Here is an 18,771-nt window from a genome sequence, read left to right on the forward strand (position 1 = left end):
CTCAGATCCCGCTCCGCAGCAAGGGGATGTGAGCCCAGGGGCCCAAAACACCAACGCCCGGGCGAGCCCAGGCGTTCGTGCCCCCTTCATGCTGGTGGCGCGGTTCAGCCGGCCAGTTCGGCCTGCTCGCGTTCGATGCCGTACTTGCGCAGCTTTTCCACCAGGGTGGTGCGGCGCAGGCCCAGCAGTTGGGCGGCGTGGGCAACCACGCCCTGGGTGCGTTCCAGGGCTTCGTTGATCAGGCCCAGTTCGATGCTGGCCATGTGGTTGCGCAGGTCCAGGCCGTCGTCGGGCAGGGCCGCCGGGGCGTTGGCGCGGTTCACTGCGATGCCGTGTTCCAGCGCCGGCTGGCCGCCGCTGCCGGGGGTGTGGAAGGAGAAGCTGCGCAGGTCCAGGCGGTCTTCGCTGCTGGCCACCGGCGTAGGGGCAGGGGCGGGCGCCACCGGGGCCAGCGCGGCGTCGCCACGGTAGCGGGCCGGCAGGTCCTGCACGCGCACCGAGCCACCCGGGTGCAGCACGGCCAGGCGCTCGACCAGGTTGGTCAGTTCGCGCACGTTGCCCGGCCATTCGTAGCCGGCCAGCGCCTGCAGGGCCTCGGGGGTGAAGCGCACTTCGCCACGGCCGGTGCGGGCCAGCTGCGCGGCGATGGTTTCCACCAGCGCGGGCAGGTCTTCGCGGCGTTCGCGCAGGGCCGGTACGTCGATCGGGAACACGTTCAGGCGGTAGAACAGATCCTCGCGGAACTTGCCTTCGGCAATGCGGCTTTCCAGATCCCGATGGGTCGCGGCGACCACGCGCACGTTGCAGCGGATGGTCTGGTTGCCGCCCACGCGTTCGAAGCTGCGTTCCTGCAGCACGCGCAGCAGCTTCACCTGCATCGGCAGGCTCATGTCGCCGATTTCGTCCAGCAGCAGGGTGCCGCCCTCGGCCATTTCGAAACGGCCCTTGCGCGCGGTCAGTGCGCCGGTGAAGGCGCCCTTTTCGTGACCGAATAGTTCGCTTTCCAGCAGGTCGGCCGGAATGGCGCCACAGTTGATCGCAACGAACGGGCCGTCACGGCGCGGCGAGCGCTGGTGGATGGCGCGCGAGACGACTTCCTTGCCGGTGCCCGATTCGCCCAGCACCAGCACGGTGGTGTCGAAGGCGGCCACCTGTTCGATCATGGTGCGCAGGGTGGTCACTGCCGGGCCGGTGCCGGTCGGGCCCTGGTCCTGCACGGCGCCGGCCTGGTGCTCGGCATCCAGCCGCTTCAGGCTGGCACGTCGCAGCAGGGCTTCCATCTGCGCGTGGCGCAGCGGTGCTTCCAGCGGCCAGATGTTGGCTTCGTGCAGGCCATGCTGGTGGGCGAACGTGGCGGCATCGCCATCGGCCAGCAGCACCGGCGGCGGCAGGCTGCTGCCACCAAGCCACGCGTACAGCGCGGTGCTGGCCGGGCTTTCGTCCAGGCTGCCGACGATCACCGCCATCCAGTCGTTCTGGCGCTGGCGGCCCAGGTCGAAATCGGCCGCGTCGGAGACCCAGCGCGGGTTGAAATCCATGAATTCCAGCAGGGCAACGGTGCGCTCGGCGCGCACGGCATCGTTGTCCAGTACCAGGATGCGCGATTCGCTCACGATCTATCCTCCCTGAGGCCTTCCAGGATCGGCATGACTTCCTGGATATAGGACAGCTTGCTGACGAAGTTGTCGGCGCCGGCGCGCAGCGCGTGTTCGCGGTGCTCGACGTCGTCGAAGTGGCTGGCAATCACGATGTACGGGGCATCATCCTGCGATTTGATCAGGCGGGTGGCCTGCAGGCCGCCCATTTCCGGCATGGCCAGATCCATCAGCACCACCTGCGGGCGCAGGCTTTCCGAGCGCTCGATCGCTTCCAGGCCGTTGCCGGCGCTGCCAACGATCTGCAGCCAGTCGATCTTGCGGAAATGACGCATGGCGGCGTTGATGAAACCTTCATGGTCATCGACCAGCAGCACTGTGAGCTTGTTCATGTCCAACATCCTTTTCAGCCCACCCGGGCCAGCTGGGGTTGCCTGGCGCTGATCCGGCGCCGTTCGCGGGCCGGAGCGATATCCAGTTGTTCGCGGTATTTTGCGACGGTTCGGCGGGCAATGTTCACCCCCTGTCGCGACAGCAGGCCGGCGATGGCCTCGTCGGCCAGCGGGCGGCCGGCCGGCTCGGCGTCGATCAGGCGGCGCACCATGGCTTTCACGGCCTGCCCGGACACGCTGGCACCTTCCAGGCGCACGGCGAAGAAGTGCTTCAATTCGAAGGTGCCGCGCGGGGTCTGCAGGTACTTGCCGGTGGTGATGCGCGAAACGGTGGATTCGTGCATACCAATTTCTTCGGCCACTTCCTTCAGGGTCAGCGGTGCCATGGCTTCGTCGCCACGGACCAGGAAGGCGGCCTGGCGTTCGACGATCACCCGCGCGGTGCGCAGCAGGGTGTCGTAGCGCATGGACAGGCCGCGGCTGAACCAGCGGGCTTCCTGCAGCATTTCGCGCAGGGCAGGGGCGGCATCGGCGGTATCGGCCAGGGCCTGTTCGTACTGGCTGTTGATCGACACGCGGCGGCTGGTGGCCGGGTTCAACGCCACCTTCCACTGCTCGTCGGTATGCCAGGCCACCACGTCCGGTACCACGGCCACGTTGCTGTCGGTCTGCAGGCTGTCGCCCGGGCGCGGCTGCAGGGACAGGATCAGGCGCACCGCTTCACGCACGTCGTCCACTTCAGCGTCGTGCTGGCGGGCCAGGGCCAGGTAGTCGTGGGCGGCCAGGGCGTCGAGCGCACCTTCCAGGATGCGCCCGGCCAGGTGCCGGCCCGGTACCAGACCCTGCAGGCTGTACAGCTGGGCCAGCAGGCATTCGCGCAGGTCCTGCGCGGCCATGCCGGCCGGTTCGCCGTGCAGCAGCTGCTGGCGGATGGCTTCCACGCCTGCGGCGTCGACATCGAACTGGGCGCTGGCCAGCAGGTGCAGCTGGGCCAGCGGGGCCTGCAGGTAGCCGGCGTCATCGCAGTGTTCCAGCCAGAACGCGGCGATGGCCAGGCCACGGTCGTCCAGGTCCAGTGCCAGGCGCTGCAGCACGCGCAGCTGCGGGTCGCTGGATTCGCCGGCGGCAATGCGCGCCATGCGGTCATCGTCGCCGTCCTGCCAGCTGGTGCCGGCCACGTCCCACATGGACGATTCGGGCAGCTCATCGAAGGCCGCCGTTTCCAGGGTGGTGGCGGTGGCATCGCTGGCGTCGGCAACGGGTGCCTCGGCTTCTTCGATTTCCAGCAGCGGATTGGAATCGAGCAGGCGCTGGATTTCCTGTTCCAGGTGCAGGCCATCGAGCTGCAGCAGGCGGATCGACTGCAGCAGCTGCGGCGTCAGGTGTAGTTGTTGGCCCAGCTGGGTCGAGAGTGCAGCCTTCATCGTGGTTCCCCGGCACCGCTCCCCGGCGCCTTGTGGAACACATCTTGCTTTTGATCCGGCAGGTCCGGAATCGGGGGGTTCCTGAGGCGCTTGGTTGAGTTCCCGACACGCTGTAGGGGAAATCCCTACGAAAGCGCGGGAAGTTGACGATGGCCGCGGCTAAATCGTTGATTGCTGGTGAGCAAAGCCGGGCAAAGGTGGGTCGGGCTGTACGGAAACCTGTCAGGGTCTGTCGGGGTGACGGGAAGTCGTCGCCGATGCAGGGCCCGGGTCGGTAGGGTCGACCGTTGGTCGACCAACGCGCAATGCGCGGGGTTTCCGGCGGACGATCATTCCAACTCGTGCTGGTGGCGGGCGGCCAGCAGCAGCAGATCGTTGGCGCGGCGGCAGCCCAGCGATTCCATCATGCGCGCGCGATGGGTCTCCACCGTCTTCACGCTGATGCCCAGGTCGGCGGCGATTTCCTTGTTGCTTTCGCCCTTGCCGATCTGCCGCAGGATCTCGCGCTGGCGCGGCGACAGCGCGGCAATGCCGGTGGGCTTTTCGCGGCCCAGCATGGGCGCCAGCATCTTGGCCGAGATCTGCGGGCTCAGGAACACCTGGCCGGCATGGGCGGCACGCAGGGCCAGTTCCAGTTCCTGCGGCGCGGCATCCTTCACCACGAAACCCACGGCGCCGCGGTCCAGTGCATCGCGCACATGGGCGGCGTCGTCATGCATGGTCATCATCACCACCCGGGTGCCGGGTGCGCGCAGGCGGATGTCGCTCAGCGCTTCCAGGCCGGTGCGGCCGGGCAGGGAAAGATCCATCAGCACCACGTCAGGTGCATGCTGCAGGGCCAGTTGCAGCGCCTGTTCGGCGTTGCTCGCTTCGGCCACCAGCTGCACGTCGGCAAACCCCTGCAACAGCCGCGCCAGGCCGGCGCGAACCAGAGTGTGATCGTCGACGATGAGAACTCGCACAGGCACGCAGCAGGTCCGTGAGGGGAGTCCACCTTAACTTAGCTGAACGGGCCCGCCAAGGCCCGTCGGCCACGCACTACGGTGACGGCGTTCAGCGCGCCCGGCGCGCTTCGGCAACCTGTCGACGGTGTAGACGGAAAAGGTGGCGTTCCATGGCCATTTCCAGGCCATCGCCCAGATGACTGAAGCGCAGCCACAGGAAGTGGCCGCCGCTGCCGTCGGCGGCTTCGGCCACCACTTCCACCGGCAGGTCGATATGGTCGGGCAGCCAGTCGCTGGGCTGCAGGCGGACGACGCCGGCCTGGCCCGGGCTGGCGCCGCTGCGCGGGCCCAGCTGCAGGCGGATGCCGCGGCGCGACCAGCGTACCGGGCGCAGGGGCAGGTCGTGGCCCTGCTGGCGCACCAGCCGGCCCAGCAGCACCATGGTCAGGTCCAGCTTGGCTTCCAGGCGCTGCAGCTGCAGGGTGGCTTCGCTGCGCTCCTCGTGCTCGTCAACTCTGCTGTCTTCCACCAGGGCCAGGCTGCGCAGCAGGGCTTCGGCATTGCCGGTACGGCCCAGCGCGCTGCCGGCCTGGTACTCGGCAGGCAGGGCCAGTTCGCAGCTGAGCGTTTCGTCGAACAGCTCGCTTTCGGCCGGGTGGTGCAGCGAGGTGGTCGGCAGCAGGGTCATGCCAGCGATTCTGCCTGCAGGTATGCATGGGCTGCGCGAAGGGAGGTGCGGCCCTGCTGCAGGTGGCTGGCCGCTTCATCGCGCAGCAGGCGCATGCGCGCGCTCAGGTCGTGCTGGTGCTGCAGCAGGCCCTGCAGCGCATCGGCGCCCAGGATCGCACCGTGCACGTCCATGGCCTTGCGCAGGTTGGCATCGTACTGGCCCAGCAGCGCGGCGCAGTCTTCGCCCGAAACGGTGGTCAGCGCAGCGTCTAGGGCGTCCAGTTCGGCGTGCAGCGGGGCAAGCACGGCGTCCATCAGGCAGGAGCCCCGGCGGCGCGCTGGCGCTGGTCCTGCGGAATCGCATTCCAGGCCGCGTCGATCTCGGTCAGCAGCTGCAGGGCTTCCTGCAGGGCCACCACATCGTTGTGCAGGTTGGCTTCGGTCAGGCGCTGCTGCACGTAGTCGTACAGCGCCGACAGATTGCCGGCGATCTCGCCGCCGGCCTCATGGTCCAGCGAACCATTGAGGTGGCCGACGATGGCGCAGGCCTCGCCGATGGCCTTGCCCTTGCGCGCCTGGTCGTTGCGCTCGATGCAGGCTTCGGCCAGGCGGATGCGTTCGCACGCTCCGGTCAGCAGCAGTGCAACCAACTTGTGCGGGTCGGCGTCGGACACGGCGGTGTTCACCCCGACCTTGCGGTACTGCTCTGCGTACTGACGGCTGGAACCGTACATTGAATGAGTCTCCTGGTTGGCCACCCGGCGCATGGCCTGTCGGTGGCATCAGGGCCCGCCACGGGCCCTGCATTGTGTTGCTGTTTGTATCGGCGCCGGCGGCGCCAAACTTGAGCGCCGCCGTGCGGGTTCAGCTGCTGGTCTTCTTGGCCAGCTGCTGGGTCAGGTAGTCGCTGGTGGTCTGCATCTGGCTGACCAGCGACTCCATCGAGGTGAACTGCTTGGTGTAGCGGGTGGACACCTGTTCCATGCGCGCATCCAGATCGTCCAGGCGCTTTTCCAGATCCTTGATCTGCTTGTTCAGCGTGTTGGTGCGCTGGGTGATGGTGCCGGTGGTGGCGTCCAGGTTGCTCTTCAGCATGTCGGTCATCGACTTGCCGACCTTGCCGTCGGCGCCGAACATGTTGGCGACCGATTCGGGGTCCTTGGCGATGGCCGCGTCCAGTTTGGTGCTGTCCAGCGTCAAGGTGCCGTCGGTGGCCAGGGTGATGCCCAGCGCCTTCAGTTCATTCACGTTGGGGCTCAGCTGCCCGCGTAGCTGCTGCTGCAGGCCACGCACCATGGCATCGCCAGTCAGTGCCGAGGCCGTATTGGTCGTGCTGTTGTAGGCGGTGGCGGACTTCAGCTGCGTGTTGATCGCGTTGTAGGCAGTCACGAAGGCGGTCAGGTTGGCCTTCAGCGCGCTGTTGTCGCGGCCGACGGTCAGGGTCTGCTTCACGTCCGGGTTGGCCTTGGTCAGCGTGAGCGTGACGCCCGGCACCAGGTCGGAAATGGTGTTGGAGCTGGAGGTACGGGTGAAGCCGTCCACGATCACGATCGCGTCCTTGGCTTCCACCATCACTTCCATCTTCGAGGAGGCGGTGCCGTCGTAAGCCAGGTCATCCAGGGTGCCGTTGCCGCCGGACGGGGTGACCGTGATCGCGCCGGCTTCGCCGGAATCCACCGCGGTCAGTACCAGGTGCTGGCCATCGTCGGCGGTCACCACCGAGGCGACCACGCCCTTGCCGCCGGAGGCCTTGTTGATCGCCTTGGCCACGTCGGCCAGCTTGCTGTCGGCGGCAATGTCCACGTCCAGGCTGGTGTCGCCGTAGCCGATCGTCAATTTACCGCCGCCGATCGCCGCATCCTTGTCGAATGCCTTGGAGCTGAGCTTCTGGTTCTGTGCCAGCTGCTGCACCTGCACCTGGTGGGTGCCGGCCACCGGGCTGGTGGCGTTGTCGCCGGTATCGACGGCGGCGGTGAAGGTGACATCGGTGCCCAGGGTGGTCTTGTAGCCGGGGTTGTCGGCACTCTTGACCAAAGCGGCCAGCGCGGTCTGCAGATTGGACAGGCCACTCTTGATGGTGCTGATGGCCGACAGCTTCGAGGTCGCCGCCGTGCCCAGCGCGTTGATCTGGTTTTCCTGCGGCTCGCGCTCCTTGGCAACCAGCTGCGCAACCAGGGTGGGGATGTCGAGACCGGTACCGATGGTGCCGATGGCCATGAGAAGTCCTTGTGCTGTGGGCGGGCGAAGCCACTGCCGTTGCAATGGCTATCGGCCGCCGGAATGGAAGCTTGAGCGCACATGCGTGCGCCGATGCATGCGCCGCTGCAAGGCCTGTGCCAGCCGGGGGGGGCGCTGGACGCCGGCCGCGGTCACAGACGCAGAAAGGCCGCCCGAAGGCGGCCTTTCTGTACTGCCTGAACCGGTGCGGGGGATCAGCCCTGCAGCAGGCTCATCACGCTGGACGGCGACTGGTTGGCCTGGGCCAGCATCGCGGTACCGGCCTGCTGCAGGATCTGCGTGCGGGTCAGTTCAGCGGTTTCCTTGGCGTAGTCGGTGTCGCGGATACGGCTGCGCGAGGCCGACAGGTTTTCCGAGGTGGTGTTCAGGCTGGCGATGGTGGAGGTGAAGCGGTTCTGGATCGCACCCATGTCGGCACGCGAGGAGTTCACCGAAGTCAATGCATCGTCAACGATGGACAGAGCGCGCTGGGCGCCTTCCACCGTGGTGATGTCCAGGTCGGCGACGGTCTTCTTCTCCGAAGCGACAACCGCGGTGGCAGTGCCGCCGATACCAGCGAAGTCAATGGCCAGATCGGCCGGCGGATTGGCGGGGTCAGCGTCCGGAGTGCCGCCGCCGTCGGCAGTGCCGGCGGTGAAGGTGAAATCCTTGCCCGACTTCAGCGAGGTGAGCTCCAGATTGCCGTCCTTGTCCAGCTTGGCGTAGACGCCGGTCTGGTCCATCTTGTCATTGATCGCGTTGACGATGCCGTTGTTGATGTCGCTGGCTGTTGCGCCGGCCTTGAAGCTCACATCAGCGATGGCGACGCCATTGATCTCCATGCCGGTGATCTTGCCGTCCGACTCCGCAGCATCAGCCACCACTGCGGCAGTGCTCGTCTGCGTTGCGGCGAACAGGCCCGAACCCAGCGAGCTGGTGCGGGCATTGACGATCGAGTTGATGCCAATGGTCTGGCCTGCATCCGCGCCAACCTGGAACAGGGCGCCGGAGAACGTGCCGTCCAGCAGGCTGGTGCCGTTGAAGTTGGTCTGGCGGGCAACGCGGTCGATTTCCGAGGTCAGCTGCTTGACTTCGGCATCCAGTGCCTCGCGGTCGCTGCTGGAATTGGTAGCGTTGGCCGACTGCACCGACAGCTCGCGGATGCGCTGCAGGTTATTGCCGATTTCAACCATCGCGCCTTCGGCGGTCTGGGCCAGCGAGATGCCGTCGTTGGCGTTGCGCACGGCAACGTCCAGACCGCGGATCTGGGTGCTGAAACGCTCGGAGATCGCCAGGCCGGCGGCGTCGTCCTTGGCGCTGTTGATGCGCAGGCCTGAGGACAGGCGCTGGATGGTGGTGGCCAGGCTGGAACCGCTGGTGGACAGGTTGCGCTGGGCGTTCAGCGACATCACGTTGGTATTGATGACTTGTGCCATTTTCTTGCTCCTGGTGGCGATGATGTCGCCGACGGTTGAGAGGCCTCCCGTAGGAGGGGCCGTTGCAGTTTTAATGCCTCGGCTGATATCAATAACGGCGACATGTCAACTGTCTTTAGCGGGAATTTGCGGTGTTCTGCAGGTCGTGTTCATGCGCTCGCGTTACTGCCAGAGCCCGGAGCTGCAGACGCAGAAAGGCCGCCCGAAGGCGGCCTTTCTGTGTTGCCTGAAACGGGGCAGGGATCAGCCCTGCAGCAGGCTCATCACGCTGGACGGCGACTGGTTGGCCTGGGCCAGCATCGCGGTACCGGCCTGCTGCAGGATCTGCGTGCGGGTCAGTTCAGCGGTTTCCTTGGCGTAGTCGGTGTCGCGGATACGGCTGCGCGAGGCCGACAGATTTTCCGAGGTGGTGTTCAGGCTGGCGATGGTGGAGGTGAAGCGGTTCTGGATCGCACCCATGTCGGCACGCGAGGAGTTCACCGAAGTCAATGCATCGTCAACGATGGACAGAGCGCGCTGGGCGCCTTCCACCGTGGTGATGTCCAGGTCGGCGACGGTCTTCTTCTCCGAAGCGACAACCGCGGTGGCAGTGCCGCCGATGCCGGTGAAGTCAACGGCCAGATCGGCCGGCGGATTGGCGGGGTCGGCGTCCGGAGTGCCGCCGCCGTCGGCAGTGCCGGCGGTGAAGGTGAAATCCTTGCCGGATTTCAGCGAGGTGAGCTCCAGATTGCCGTCCTTGTCCAGCTTGGCGTAGACGCCGGTCTGGTCCATCTTGTCATTGATCGCGTTGACGATGCCGTTGTTGATGTCGCTGGCCGTTGCGCCGGCCTTGAAGCTCACGTCAGCGATGGCGACGCCATTGATCTCCATGCCGGTGATCTTGCCGTCCGACTCCGCAGCATCAGCCACCACTGCGGCATCGCTCGTCTGCGTTGCAGCGAACAGACCCGAACCCAACGAGCTGGTGCGGGCGTTTACAACGCTGCTGATGCCGATCGTCTGGCCCGAATCAGCACCCACCTGGAACAGGGCGCCGGAGAACGTGCCGTCCAGCAGGTTGGTGCCGTTGAAGTTGGTCTGGCGGGCAACGCGGTCGATTTCCGAGGTCAGCTGCTTGACTTCGGCATCCAGTGCCTCGCGGTCGCTGCTGGAATTGGTAGCATTGGCCGACTGCACCGACAGCTCGCGGATGCGCTGCAGGTTATTACCGATTTCAACCATCGCGCCTTCGGCGGTCTGGGCCAGCGAGATGCCGTCGTTGGCGTTGCGCACGGCAACGTCCAGGCCGCGGATCTGCGTGCTGAAACGCTCGGAGATCGCCAGGCCGGCGGCGTCGTCCTTGGCGCTGTTGATGCGCAGGCCCGAGGACAGGCGCTGGATGGTGGTGGCGAGGCTGGAGCCGCTGGTCGACAGGTTGCGCTGTGCGTTCAGGGACATCACGTTGGTGTTGATGACTTGTGCCATTGCCGTTCTCCGAGAGTTGTATCTGGTGCTGGAAAGGGGAGGTCCCCGGGGGAGGACCGCTGGGGTGTTGTGCCCCGTTGATACCAATAACGACACCCCGCGCCAGACCTTTAGGGACTGCGCGAAAAGTTTTTTCGCCAATGTCAACGGGGGCGTGATTCCGCTCTCGCCCACACGCAGAAAGGCCGCCCGAAGGCGGCCTTTCCGTGGTGTTGCATGAACCGGTGCGGGGGATCAGCCCTGCAGCAGGCTCATCACGCTGGACGGCGACTGGTTGGCCTGGGCCAGCATCGCGGTACCGGCCTGCTGCAGGATCTGCGTGCGGGTCAGTTCAGCGGTTTCCTTGGCGTAGTCGGTGTCGCGGATACGGCTGCGCGAGGCCGACAGGTTTTCCGAGGTGGTGTTCAGGCTGGCGATGGTGGAGGTGAAGCGGTTCTGGATCGCACCCATGTCGGCACGCGAGGAGTTCACCGAAGTCAATGCGTCGTCAACGATGGACAGAGCGCGCTGGGCGCCTTCCACCGTGGTGATGTCCAGGTCGGCGACGGTCTTCTTCTCCGAAGCGACAACCGCGGTGGCAGTGCCGCCGATACCAGCGAAGTCAATGGCCAGATCGGCCGGCGGATTGGCGGGGTCAGCGTCCGGAGTGCCGCCGCCGTCGGCAGTGCCGGCGGTGAAGGTGAAATCCTTGCCCGACTTCAGCGAGGTGAGCTCCAGATTGCCGTCCTTGTCCAGCTTGGCGTAGACGCCGGTCTGGTCCATCTTGTCATTGATCGCGTTGACGATGCCGTTGTTGATGTCGCTGGCTGTTGCGCCGGCCTTGAAGCTCACATCAGCGATGGCGACGCCATTGATCTCCATGCCGGTGATCTTGCCGTCCGACTCCGCAGCATCAGCCACCACTGCGGCAGTGCTCGTCTGGGTTGCGGCGAACAGACCCGAACCCAGCGAGCTGGTGCGGGCATTGACGATCGAGTTGATGCCAATGGTCTGGCCCGCATCCGCGCCGATCTGGAACTGCGCGCCGGAGAACGTGCCGTCCAGCAGGCTGGTGCCGTTGAAGTTGGTCTGGCGGGCAACGCGGTCGATTTCCGAGGTCAGCTGCTTGACTTCGCCGTTCAGTGCTTCGCGGTCGCTGTCGGAGTTGGTGGCATTGGCCGACTGCACCGACAGTTCACGGATGCGCTGCAGGTTGTTGCCGATTTCAACCATCGCGCCTTCGGCGGTCTGGGCCAGCGAGATGCCGTCGTTGGCGTTGCGCACGGCAACGTCCAGACCGCGGATCTGGGTGCTGAAACGCTCGGAGATCGCCAGGCCGGCGGCGTCGTCCTTGGCGCTGTTGATGCGCAGGCCCGAGGACAGGCGCTGGATCGTGGTCGCCAGGCTGTTGCCGCTGGTGGACAGATTGCGCTGAGCGTTCAGCGACATCACGTTGGTATTGATGACTTGTGCCATTTTTTCTCTTCCTGTGGGCGAAGGCCGGCGCGAGGTGGCCGACCGATGCACGACGCGAAGGTGTTTCGCGTTTGCAAGGTCCAGTAACGGCGCCAGGAAGGCGGTCTTTAGCACAAACGCCAACGCCACCGTCCCGAAGGGCGGTGGTTGGGTGCCGCAGCCCAGGCGGGCTGCGGTTCAGCGGCCTTCGTCGCGCGGCCCGGGGGAGTGCCGCGCGACGAAGGCGCCTGCTCAGCGGATCGCGTTGAACAGCGACATCTGCTGCATCTGGGTAAAGATCGTCTGCGCGGCCTGCAGCGCGATCTGTTCAAGCTGGTACTGGCCCACGGCTTCGGCGTAATCCAGGTCGCGGATCGACGACAGCGTGGTTTTCAGGGTGACCGCGTTGGATTCGCGGGTGGCGGCGGCATCGTCGATGGCCTTCAGCTGCGCACCACCGGCCGAGCGCGCGTCGATGAACTGTTCGGCGGCGCGGGCGATATCGCGGATGCCCGACTGCAGTGCGTTCTGCTGGTTGGCCACCTCGGCGGGGGTGTTGGCGGCGGTGTTGAGCGCATCGATCATGCCCTGCACCGTGGAAAACACATCGCGGGTGCCCGACGGGCCGATGCTGAAGCTGTCGCCGGCCGCGGGCGCGCCTTCGATACGCATCGACACGCCTTCGAAGCTGATGTCCTCGCCGGCCTTGAACGTGCCGGTGCCGACCACGGTGCCGGTGGAATCGAGCACTTCGTACTGGTCGGCAGCGGTAAAGTTCAAGGAATAGCTGCCGCCATTCCAATTGCCGGAAGAAGAATTCAAACCAAAGGTGGTGAGCACGCCATTGCCGGTATTGCCGGCTGCAGCCGCACCATCCAGGGTGCCATCGCCGGTGCGGATGCGCAGGAAAATCTCGCTGCCGGGCAGGGCATCCTTCACGAAGGTATCCGGTGCCACTTCCACCTGGCGCTGGGTCTGGTCGCCGTTGTAGCTGACCGTACCGTTACTCAGCTTGAACGGCGCGTCGGCATCGTCGGTGCCGCCGAACAGGTAGCGGCCCGTGCCGTCGGTGGTGTTGGCCAGCGACAGCAGGCTGTCGTACACCGTCTGCAGCTCCGAGCCGATCGACTTCAGGTCGGCCGCCGACAGGGCAGGGTTGTTGGCCTGCAGGGTCAATTCGGTAATGCGCGCCATCAGTTCGTTGGCGCCGGACAGGGCGTTTTCCTGCAGGCCCAGACGGTTCTGCACCACGTCGGCGTTGGATTTGAAGCGGTCCAGTTCGGCCACGGCGCGGTCCAGGCTGACCGCGGTGCCGGCGGCGACCGGGTCGTCCTTGGCCGACACCAGGCGCTGGCCGGTGGCCAGCTGCTGTTCCAGGTGACTCATCTTGGCCTGCTTGGACAACATCAGCGAGACGGACTGGCTGAACATCATCCCGGTGGAAATGCGGTTGTTCATCGCGATACAGCTCCCAGGATGGTCTGGAACATGGTGTCGGCAGTGGAAATCAGCTGCGAGGCGGCCTGGTAGGCCTGTTGCAGGCGCAGCATGTCGGCAGCTTCTTCATCCAGGTTCACCCCGGAAATCGAATCGCGCGCGGACTGTGCCTGGTCGGTGATCACCTGCTGCGCATCCAGCGAATATTCCGCTGCACGGGCGGCGGCGCCCACCTGCGTGGTCAGCCCGCCCAGTGCGCCGTTCAACGTGATGGTGCCGGCGTTGAATGCCTTGGCGTCCTCGACCTTGGCCAGGGCCAGGGCATTGCTGTTGTCGGACGAACCGACCGGGGTGGGGGTGATGTTGAAGGTATCGCCGGTCTTCGGCGCGCCATCGAGCACGAAACTCCAGCCATTGGCGGTGATCGCCTGGCCGGCGGTGTAGGTGAACGGTCCATTGCCATCGATGGTGTATTCGGTGGCCGAGGTGAACACGATTGCGGCAGGGTTGCGCAGGTTGGCGTTGCTGGCGTCGGCCACCTTCACGTCGCTCAGCTTGCCGGTGCCGGTGTTGGCCAGCGCGGCACTGCCCTTGATCGGCGCGGCCGCGGCCAGGCGCGAGGTATCGGTGATCGCCACGCCGATGCTGCCGGCCACGCCCGCGGTGGGCTGCAGCAGGAAGCGGTCATTGGTGGCCGGGGTGCCGCTCACCACCAGCTCCACGCCATTGATCTTCAGCGGATCGGTGGCGGTGCCGGTACCGGTCATGGCCACGCTGGCGCCGGTGTCCGAACGCATCGCCAGCCACTGGGTGCCGTCATACTTCAGCACGATGTTCTGTGCATCCAGCGATGACAGGTCGCCGTAGCTGGCGGTGATCGAGGCAGTGCCGGTATTGCTGGTATTGCCGGTCACCCGCGGGCTGCCGATGTTGAACAGGTCGCCGCCCATGTTGCCGTACAGATCCACGCCGTTGCGGTGGGTCTCGTTGAACGTGGTCGCCAGGCCCACGGCCAGCTTGCCCAGTTCGGCCTGGGCCGGGGTCAGCACGGTGTCGCGGAATTCCAGCATGCCACCGACCTGGCCGCCCAGCTGCTTCGGGTCCAGGGTGATCTTGCCGCCCTGGGTCTGCAGCGCCAGTTGCAGGCGCTCGGGCTGGTAGGGGTCGGTGACCGTGGTCACCTTCGAGGCGGTGGTACCGACCACCAGGGCCTGGCCGCCGGCGGTGTACACGTTCAGGGTGCCGCCATCCTGGGCCACGGCGGTGCCGCCGGTGTAGCCCACCAGGTTGGCGATCAGCTGGTCACGGCGGTCCAGCAGGTCGGGCGCAGCAGTGGCCGCATTGCTGCCGATCACCCCGTTGATCTGGGCGATTTCCGCAGCCAGCCGGTTGATTTCGGTGGCGGCCGCGGTCAGGCCGTTGTTCACTTCGCTGTTGAGCGTGTTCAGGCTGTTGTTGAGCTGCTGGAAGCGGTTGGCCAGCGTGTTGGCGCTGTCCAGCACGTTCTGCCGGTCGGCGCTGCCCGACGCGTTGGACGACAGGCCGCTGACCGAATCGAAGAAGTTGGACCACACGCCGGACACATTGGTGGCGGTGTCCGAGAACAGCGCATCGACGCGGTCGGCCATGGTGGAAAGCTGCTTCAGCCGCGCCAGTTCGCCGCTGCTGTCCAGCAGGCGGGAAATGGCCAGCTGGTCGGCGGTGCGGCGGATGTCAACGATACGCGTACCGTTGCCGACATCACCGTAGCCGAAGTTCTGCGGATCGGCGGTGGCAAAGTCGACCTTCTGCCGGCTGTAGCCGGGCGTGTTGATGTTGGCGACGTTGTGGCTGGTCGTCGCCAGGGCACGCTGGAAGGCGAGCAGGGCGTTGGTACCGGTGGAAAGGACGCTGGACATGGGGTTCCTCAACGGCGGGTGATACCCAGCGCCGCGGTTGCGGTGCTGGCGAAGGTCTGGCCAAGGCGGGCGCCGGCATCGGTCACCGCGGCTACCGCGCGTTCGATGGTCGGGCCACCGGCAATGGCGGCGATCTTGGCGGCGTAGCTCGGGTCGGTGGCATAGCCGGCACGCTGCAGGCCACGGGCGAAGCCCTGCACATCGGTGCCGGCCTGCAGGGCCTGCTGGTAGCGCGGGCTGGTCTTCAGCAGGCGCACGTAATCGGCGAAGCTTTCGGCCGGCGAGCTGTAGGCGCGGAAGCTGGCGGTTTCGTTACGGCGCACGCCATCCACGTATTCGTGGGTGCCGGCCACCGCGCTCTGGCCGTTCCAGCCGGTGGCCTTGATGCCGAACAGGTTGTGCGAGGTGCTGCCGTCGGCATGCTTGATCTGGCGCTTGCCCCAGCCGGTTTCCAGCGCGGCCTGGGCCACCAGGGCGCGGGCATCCACGCCCAGTTCCTTGGCCGCGTTCTGCGCATGCGGCCAGATGCTGGCCACGAAGCCTTCCGGCGTGTGTGCGCCCAGCTGGGCCACCGCGGTGCGGCTGGCCAGCGCGTCGGCGGCGGTGGCGGTGCTGCCACGGTTGCTGGCCGTGGGCGCCCACTGGTCGCTGGCGGCGGCCCAATCGGCACCGCCAATGCTGCCCGCATACGGATCCTCGGTGCCCAGCGCACGGTGCGCGCTGCTGCTCTCGCGGCCGGCAATCAGGTCCAGCGCCTGTTCCATCGGTGCCACCGACGATTGCGCGCCGTCCTGCACGCCTGCGGACATCTGCTGCAGGATGCGCAGTGCGTTGCTGGCATCTTCCAGCGGCAGCGACGGCGCCTGCGCCGGTGCGTTCAACTGGTAGGCGCGGCTGGCCTTGGCCGGGTCCACGCGGGTGTCCAGCGCCGGGGCGTCGCCCTGGTTGCCGGACAACTGGCGGGCGATGGTTTCGTGCAGGCCCAGGCCCTTGCCGCGGGTCAGGGTCTCGGCAATCTTCTGGTCGTACATGTCCCGGAAGACCTTGTTTTCACCCGGGAACAGCGAATCGCCGAAGCTGGCATCGCGCATGCTCTTCACCAGCATCTGCGCGAACTGGCCTTCCAGCTGGCGTGCGACCTTGTCGATCTTGGCCGGATCGTTCTGCTGCGTCGGGTGCAGCTCAAGGGCGGGGGTGATACGCATGTCAGATCACCTCAAGCTCGGCGCTCAGCGCACCAGCCTGCTTCAGGGCTTCCAGGATCGCAATCAGGTCGCCCGGCGCGGCACCCACCGCGTTCACCGCGTGCACGATTTCATCCAGGCTGGTGCCGCCGCTGAACTTGAACATGCGGCTGCCATCGTTGGTGGCGGTAATGGTCGATTGCGGGGTCACCACGGTCTGGCCACCGGCCAGCGCGTTGGGCTGGCTGACGTTGGCGTTTTCCTGGATGGTCACGGTGAGCGAGCCGTGCGAGATGGCTGCCGGCCCCACGCGCACCTGCTGGCCGATCACCACGGTGCCGGTGCGCGAATTGACCACCACCTTGGCCGGTGCGCTGCCCGGGGTCAGTTCCAGGTTTTCAATGCGGGCCAGCAGACCGATGCGGGCACCGGGATCGGTGGGCGCACGCACGGCCACGGTCACGCCGTCCACCGCACGCGCGGCGCCTTCGCCGAAGGCATTGTTCAGCGCGCCAACCATGCGCGAGACGGTGGTGAAATCGTTGTTGTGCAGGTTCAGGGTGATCTCGCCGTTGGCACCGAACACATCGGGCAGCGCACGTTCAACGGTGGCACCGCCGGGAATGCGGCCCACGCTGGGCACGTTCACCGACACGCGCGAACCATCCTTGCCCTGCGCACCGAAGCCGCCCACGATCAGGTTGCCCTGGGCAATCGCATAGATCTGGCCGTCGGCACCGCGCAGCGGCGCCATCAGCAGCGAACCGCCGCGCAGCGACACGGCGTTGCCGATGGAAGACACGGTGATGTCGATCGGCTGGCCCGGCTTGGCGAACGGCGGCAGTTCGGCGTGGATCGCCACGGCGGCCACGTTCTTCAGCTGCGGATTGACGTTCGGCGGCACGTTCACGCCCAGCTCGCCAAGCAGGTTTTTCAGGCTCTGCACTGTAAAGGGTGCCTGGCTGGTACGGTCGCCGCTGCCATCCAGGCCGACCACCAGGCCATAGCCCACCAGCGCATTGCCGCGCACGCCGCCGACCTGGGCCAGGTCCTTGATGCGCTCGGCGCTGGCAGGCGCAGCCATTGCCAGCAGAAGGAAGAATGATCCGTAGAGCGACGCCATGCGTCGCTGCCACGTAGAAGAGAAGAGAGCTTTCATGGCCATACTCAGAACGGCGTCAGGCCGGAATTGAAGAAGCGGCTCAGCCAGCCCATCGCGTTGGACTGCGCGACCGGGCCGCGGCCGCCGTAGACGATGCGGGCCTCGGCCACGCGGCTGGAAGGGATGGTGTTGTCCTGGCTGATGTCGCCCGGGCGCACGATGCCCTGCACCTGCACCAGTTCATCACCCTGGTTCAGCCGCAGGTTTTTCTGCCCCTGCACCACCAGGTTGCCGTTGGGCAGCCGCTGGATCACCGTGACCGTGACGCTGCCCTGCAGGCGGTTGCTCTGCGCGCTGTTGCCCTTGCCGGTGAACTCGCGTTCGCCATTGGCGCTGGCGCTCAGAATGTCCTTGCCGCCCAGGGTGACCGGCGCGCCGAACAGCGAGGGTGAGCCGATGGTCAGGCCCGATTCCTTGCTGGTTGCAGTGTTGGCACTGGTCTGCGCGGTGGTGTTTTCCAGCAGGGTGATGGTCAGCAGATCACCGACATCGCGGGCGCGGCGGTCGGCATACAGGTTCAGCGTCGGGCCGGCGGCATAGATGGCGCCGGCGGTGGGCGCGGCCTGCATCGGCACGATCGGCTGCACCGGGGCCATGGCCGGGTAGGGGCGCACGTCGCCGGCAATCACGCAGCCGCCCAGCAGGGCGGTCACGGCGCAGCACAGCGCGGTGCGGGCGAGGGTAGAGAAGGGCGACATGGCGGTATCCCGGTGGTTGCGGTCAGACGTTCTGGTTCAGGTAGCCGAGCATGGCGTCGGTGGTGGAAATGGCCTTGGCGTTCATTTCGTAGGCGCGCTGGGTTTCGATCATCGACACCAGCTCTTCCACCACGTTCACGTTGCTGCCTTCCAGCGCACCCTGCACCACGGTGCCCAGACCGTTCAGGCCGGGGTTGCCGTTCTGTGCGGGGCCCGATGCCGTGGTTTCCAGGAACAGGTTTTCACCGCGGGCCTGCAGGCCGGCCGGGTTCACGAAATCGGTCAGGGTCAGTGCGCCCACCTCCACCGAAGCGGCGTCGTCGGCCATCTTTACGCTGATGGTGCCGTCGCTGCCGATGGTGACCGACTGCGCGCCTTCGGGAATCTGGATGCCCGGCTGCACCGGATAGCCGGTGTTGGTCACCAGCTCGCTGTCCTGGTTGATCTTGAACGAGCCATCACGGGTGTACGCGGAACTGCCGTCGGGCAGCTGCACTTCGAAGAAGCCGCGGCCGTTGACCATCACGTCCAGCGCGCGGCCGGTCTGCTGCTGGCTGCCCTGTTCGAAGTTCTTCGAGGTGGCCACCACGCGCACGCCGGTACCCAGCTGCAGGCCGGTCGGCAGCTGCGTCTGTGCCGAACTGGCGCCGCCGGGCTGGCGCACCTGTTGGTACAGCAGGTCTTCGAAGCTGGCGCGGTCCTGCTTGAAACCGGTGGTGTTGGTATTGGCGAGGTTGTTGGAAACCACCGACATGCGCGTCTGCTGCGCATCCAGTCCGGTTTTTGCGATCCACAATGCCTGGTTCATCTTCGGAAT

17 protein-coding genes are annotated in these 18,771 nt (G+C 66.3%); all 17 read right to left on the reverse strand.

The annotated features are described in order from the left end of the window. Window positions 1–104: 104 nt before the first annotated feature. The gene (locus ACSYAO_RS09810; RefSeq protein WP_049460598.1) at window positions 105–1,613 is read right to left on the reverse strand and encodes a sigma-54 dependent transcriptional regulator; all 1,509 of its coding nucleotides are present in this window, start codon (window positions 1,611–1,613) and stop codon (window positions 105–107) included. Next, complete coding sequence (locus ACSYAO_RS09815) at window positions 1,610–1,987, reverse strand: response regulator (protein ID WP_049460600.1); 378 nt, start codon at window positions 1,985–1,987, stop codon at window positions 1,610–1,612. Before ACSYAO_RS09815 ends, ACSYAO_RS09810 begins: the two co-directional genes overlap by 4 nt. A gap of 14 nt (window positions 1,988–2,001) precedes the next feature. Further along, entirely contained in the window at window positions 2,002–3,411 is a 1,410-nt protein-coding gene (gene rpoN, locus ACSYAO_RS09820; RefSeq protein WP_049460602.1) for an RNA polymerase factor sigma-54, read from the reverse strand. Window positions 3,412–3,740: 329 nt separating this feature from the next. Then, window positions 3,741–4,373 (reverse strand): response regulator, encoded by a 633-nt coding sequence (locus ACSYAO_RS09825; protein WP_049460605.1) that lies wholly within the window; start codon window positions 4,371–4,373, stop codon window positions 3,741–3,743. Window positions 4,374–4,464: 91 nt separating this feature from the next. Further along, entirely contained in the window at window positions 4,465–5,043 is a 579-nt protein-coding gene (locus ACSYAO_RS09830; RefSeq protein WP_049460606.1) for a PilZ domain-containing protein, read from the reverse strand. Next, window positions 5,040–5,339, reverse strand: coding sequence for a hypothetical protein (locus ACSYAO_RS09835; RefSeq protein ID WP_049461874.1), 300 nt, complete (start codon window positions 5,337–5,339; stop codon window positions 5,040–5,042). Before ACSYAO_RS09835 ends, ACSYAO_RS09830 begins: the two co-directional genes overlap by 4 nt. Beyond that, window positions 5,339–5,758 carry a flagellar export chaperone FliS gene (gene fliS, locus ACSYAO_RS09840; RefSeq protein ID WP_049460610.1) on the reverse strand — a complete coding sequence of 140 codons (420 nt, stop codon included), beginning with the start codon at window positions 5,756–5,758 and terminating at the stop codon, window positions 5,339–5,341. The genes ACSYAO_RS09835 and fliS overlap by 1 nt, the downstream gene beginning before the upstream one ends. 130 nt (window positions 5,759–5,888) lie before the next feature. Then, complete coding sequence (gene fliD, locus ACSYAO_RS09845) at window positions 5,889–7,241, reverse strand: flagellar filament capping protein FliD (protein ID WP_049460612.1); 1,353 nt, start codon at window positions 7,239–7,241, stop codon at window positions 5,889–5,891. Window positions 7,242–7,456: 215 nt separating this feature from the next. Next, window positions 7,457–8,677, reverse strand: a complete 1,221-nt coding sequence (locus ACSYAO_RS09850) for a flagellin (protein ID WP_100437622.1) — start codon at window positions 8,675–8,677, stop codon at window positions 7,457–7,459. 243 nt (window positions 8,678–8,920) lie between these two features. Continuing rightward, window positions 8,921–10,141, reverse strand: coding sequence for a flagellin (locus tag ACSYAO_RS09855; RefSeq protein WP_099562400.1), 1,221 nt, complete (start codon window positions 10,139–10,141; stop codon window positions 8,921–8,923). A gap of 234 nt (window positions 10,142–10,375) precedes the next feature. Further along, window positions 10,376–11,596: a flagellin gene (locus ACSYAO_RS09860; protein WP_087786535.1), complete on the reverse strand. Its 1,221-nt coding sequence runs from the start codon at window positions 11,594–11,596 to the stop codon at window positions 10,376–10,378. Between the two features lie 231 nt (window positions 11,597–11,827). Beyond that, window positions 11,828–13,033 (reverse strand): flagellar hook-associated protein FlgL, encoded by a 1,206-nt coding sequence (gene flgL, locus ACSYAO_RS09865; RefSeq protein ID WP_049461054.1) that lies wholly within the window; start codon window positions 13,031–13,033, stop codon window positions 11,828–11,830. Continuing rightward, complete coding sequence (gene flgK / locus ACSYAO_RS09870) at window positions 13,030–14,910, reverse strand: flagellar hook-associated protein FlgK (RefSeq protein ID WP_049461056.1); 1,881 nt, start codon at window positions 14,908–14,910, stop codon at window positions 13,030–13,032. Before flgK ends, flgL begins: the two co-directional genes overlap by 4 nt. A gap of 8 nt (window positions 14,911–14,918) precedes the next feature. Next, window positions 14,919–16,115: a flagellar assembly peptidoglycan hydrolase FlgJ gene (gene flgJ / locus ACSYAO_RS09875; RefSeq protein ID WP_049461058.1), complete on the reverse strand. Its 1,197-nt coding sequence runs from the start codon at window positions 16,113–16,115 to the stop codon at window positions 14,919–14,921. Between the two features lies 1 nt (window position 16,116). Next, window positions 16,117–17,259, reverse strand: a complete 1,143-nt coding sequence (locus ACSYAO_RS09880; RefSeq protein WP_087786533.1) for a flagellar basal body P-ring protein FlgI — start codon at window positions 17,257–17,259, stop codon at window positions 16,117–16,119. Between the two features lie 2 nt (window positions 17,260–17,261). Continuing rightward, window positions 17,262–17,954 (reverse strand): flagellar basal body L-ring protein FlgH, encoded by a 693-nt coding sequence (gene flgH, locus ACSYAO_RS09885; protein WP_049461061.1) that lies wholly within the window; start codon window positions 17,952–17,954, stop codon window positions 17,262–17,264. 22 nt (window positions 17,955–17,976) lie between these two features. Next, the gene (gene flgG, locus ACSYAO_RS09890; RefSeq protein ID WP_049461063.1) at window positions 17,977–18,762 is read right to left on the reverse strand and encodes a flagellar basal-body rod protein FlgG; all 786 of its coding nucleotides are present in this window, start codon (window positions 18,760–18,762) and stop codon (window positions 17,977–17,979) included. Window positions 18,763–18,771 lie beyond the last annotated feature (9 nt).

Source organism: Stenotrophomonas sp. STK16_22, from assembly GCF_051984505.1.
GTDB classification, from domain to species: Bacteria; Pseudomonadota; Gammaproteobacteria; order Xanthomonadales; family Xanthomonadaceae; genus Stenotrophomonas; species Stenotrophomonas maltophilia_A.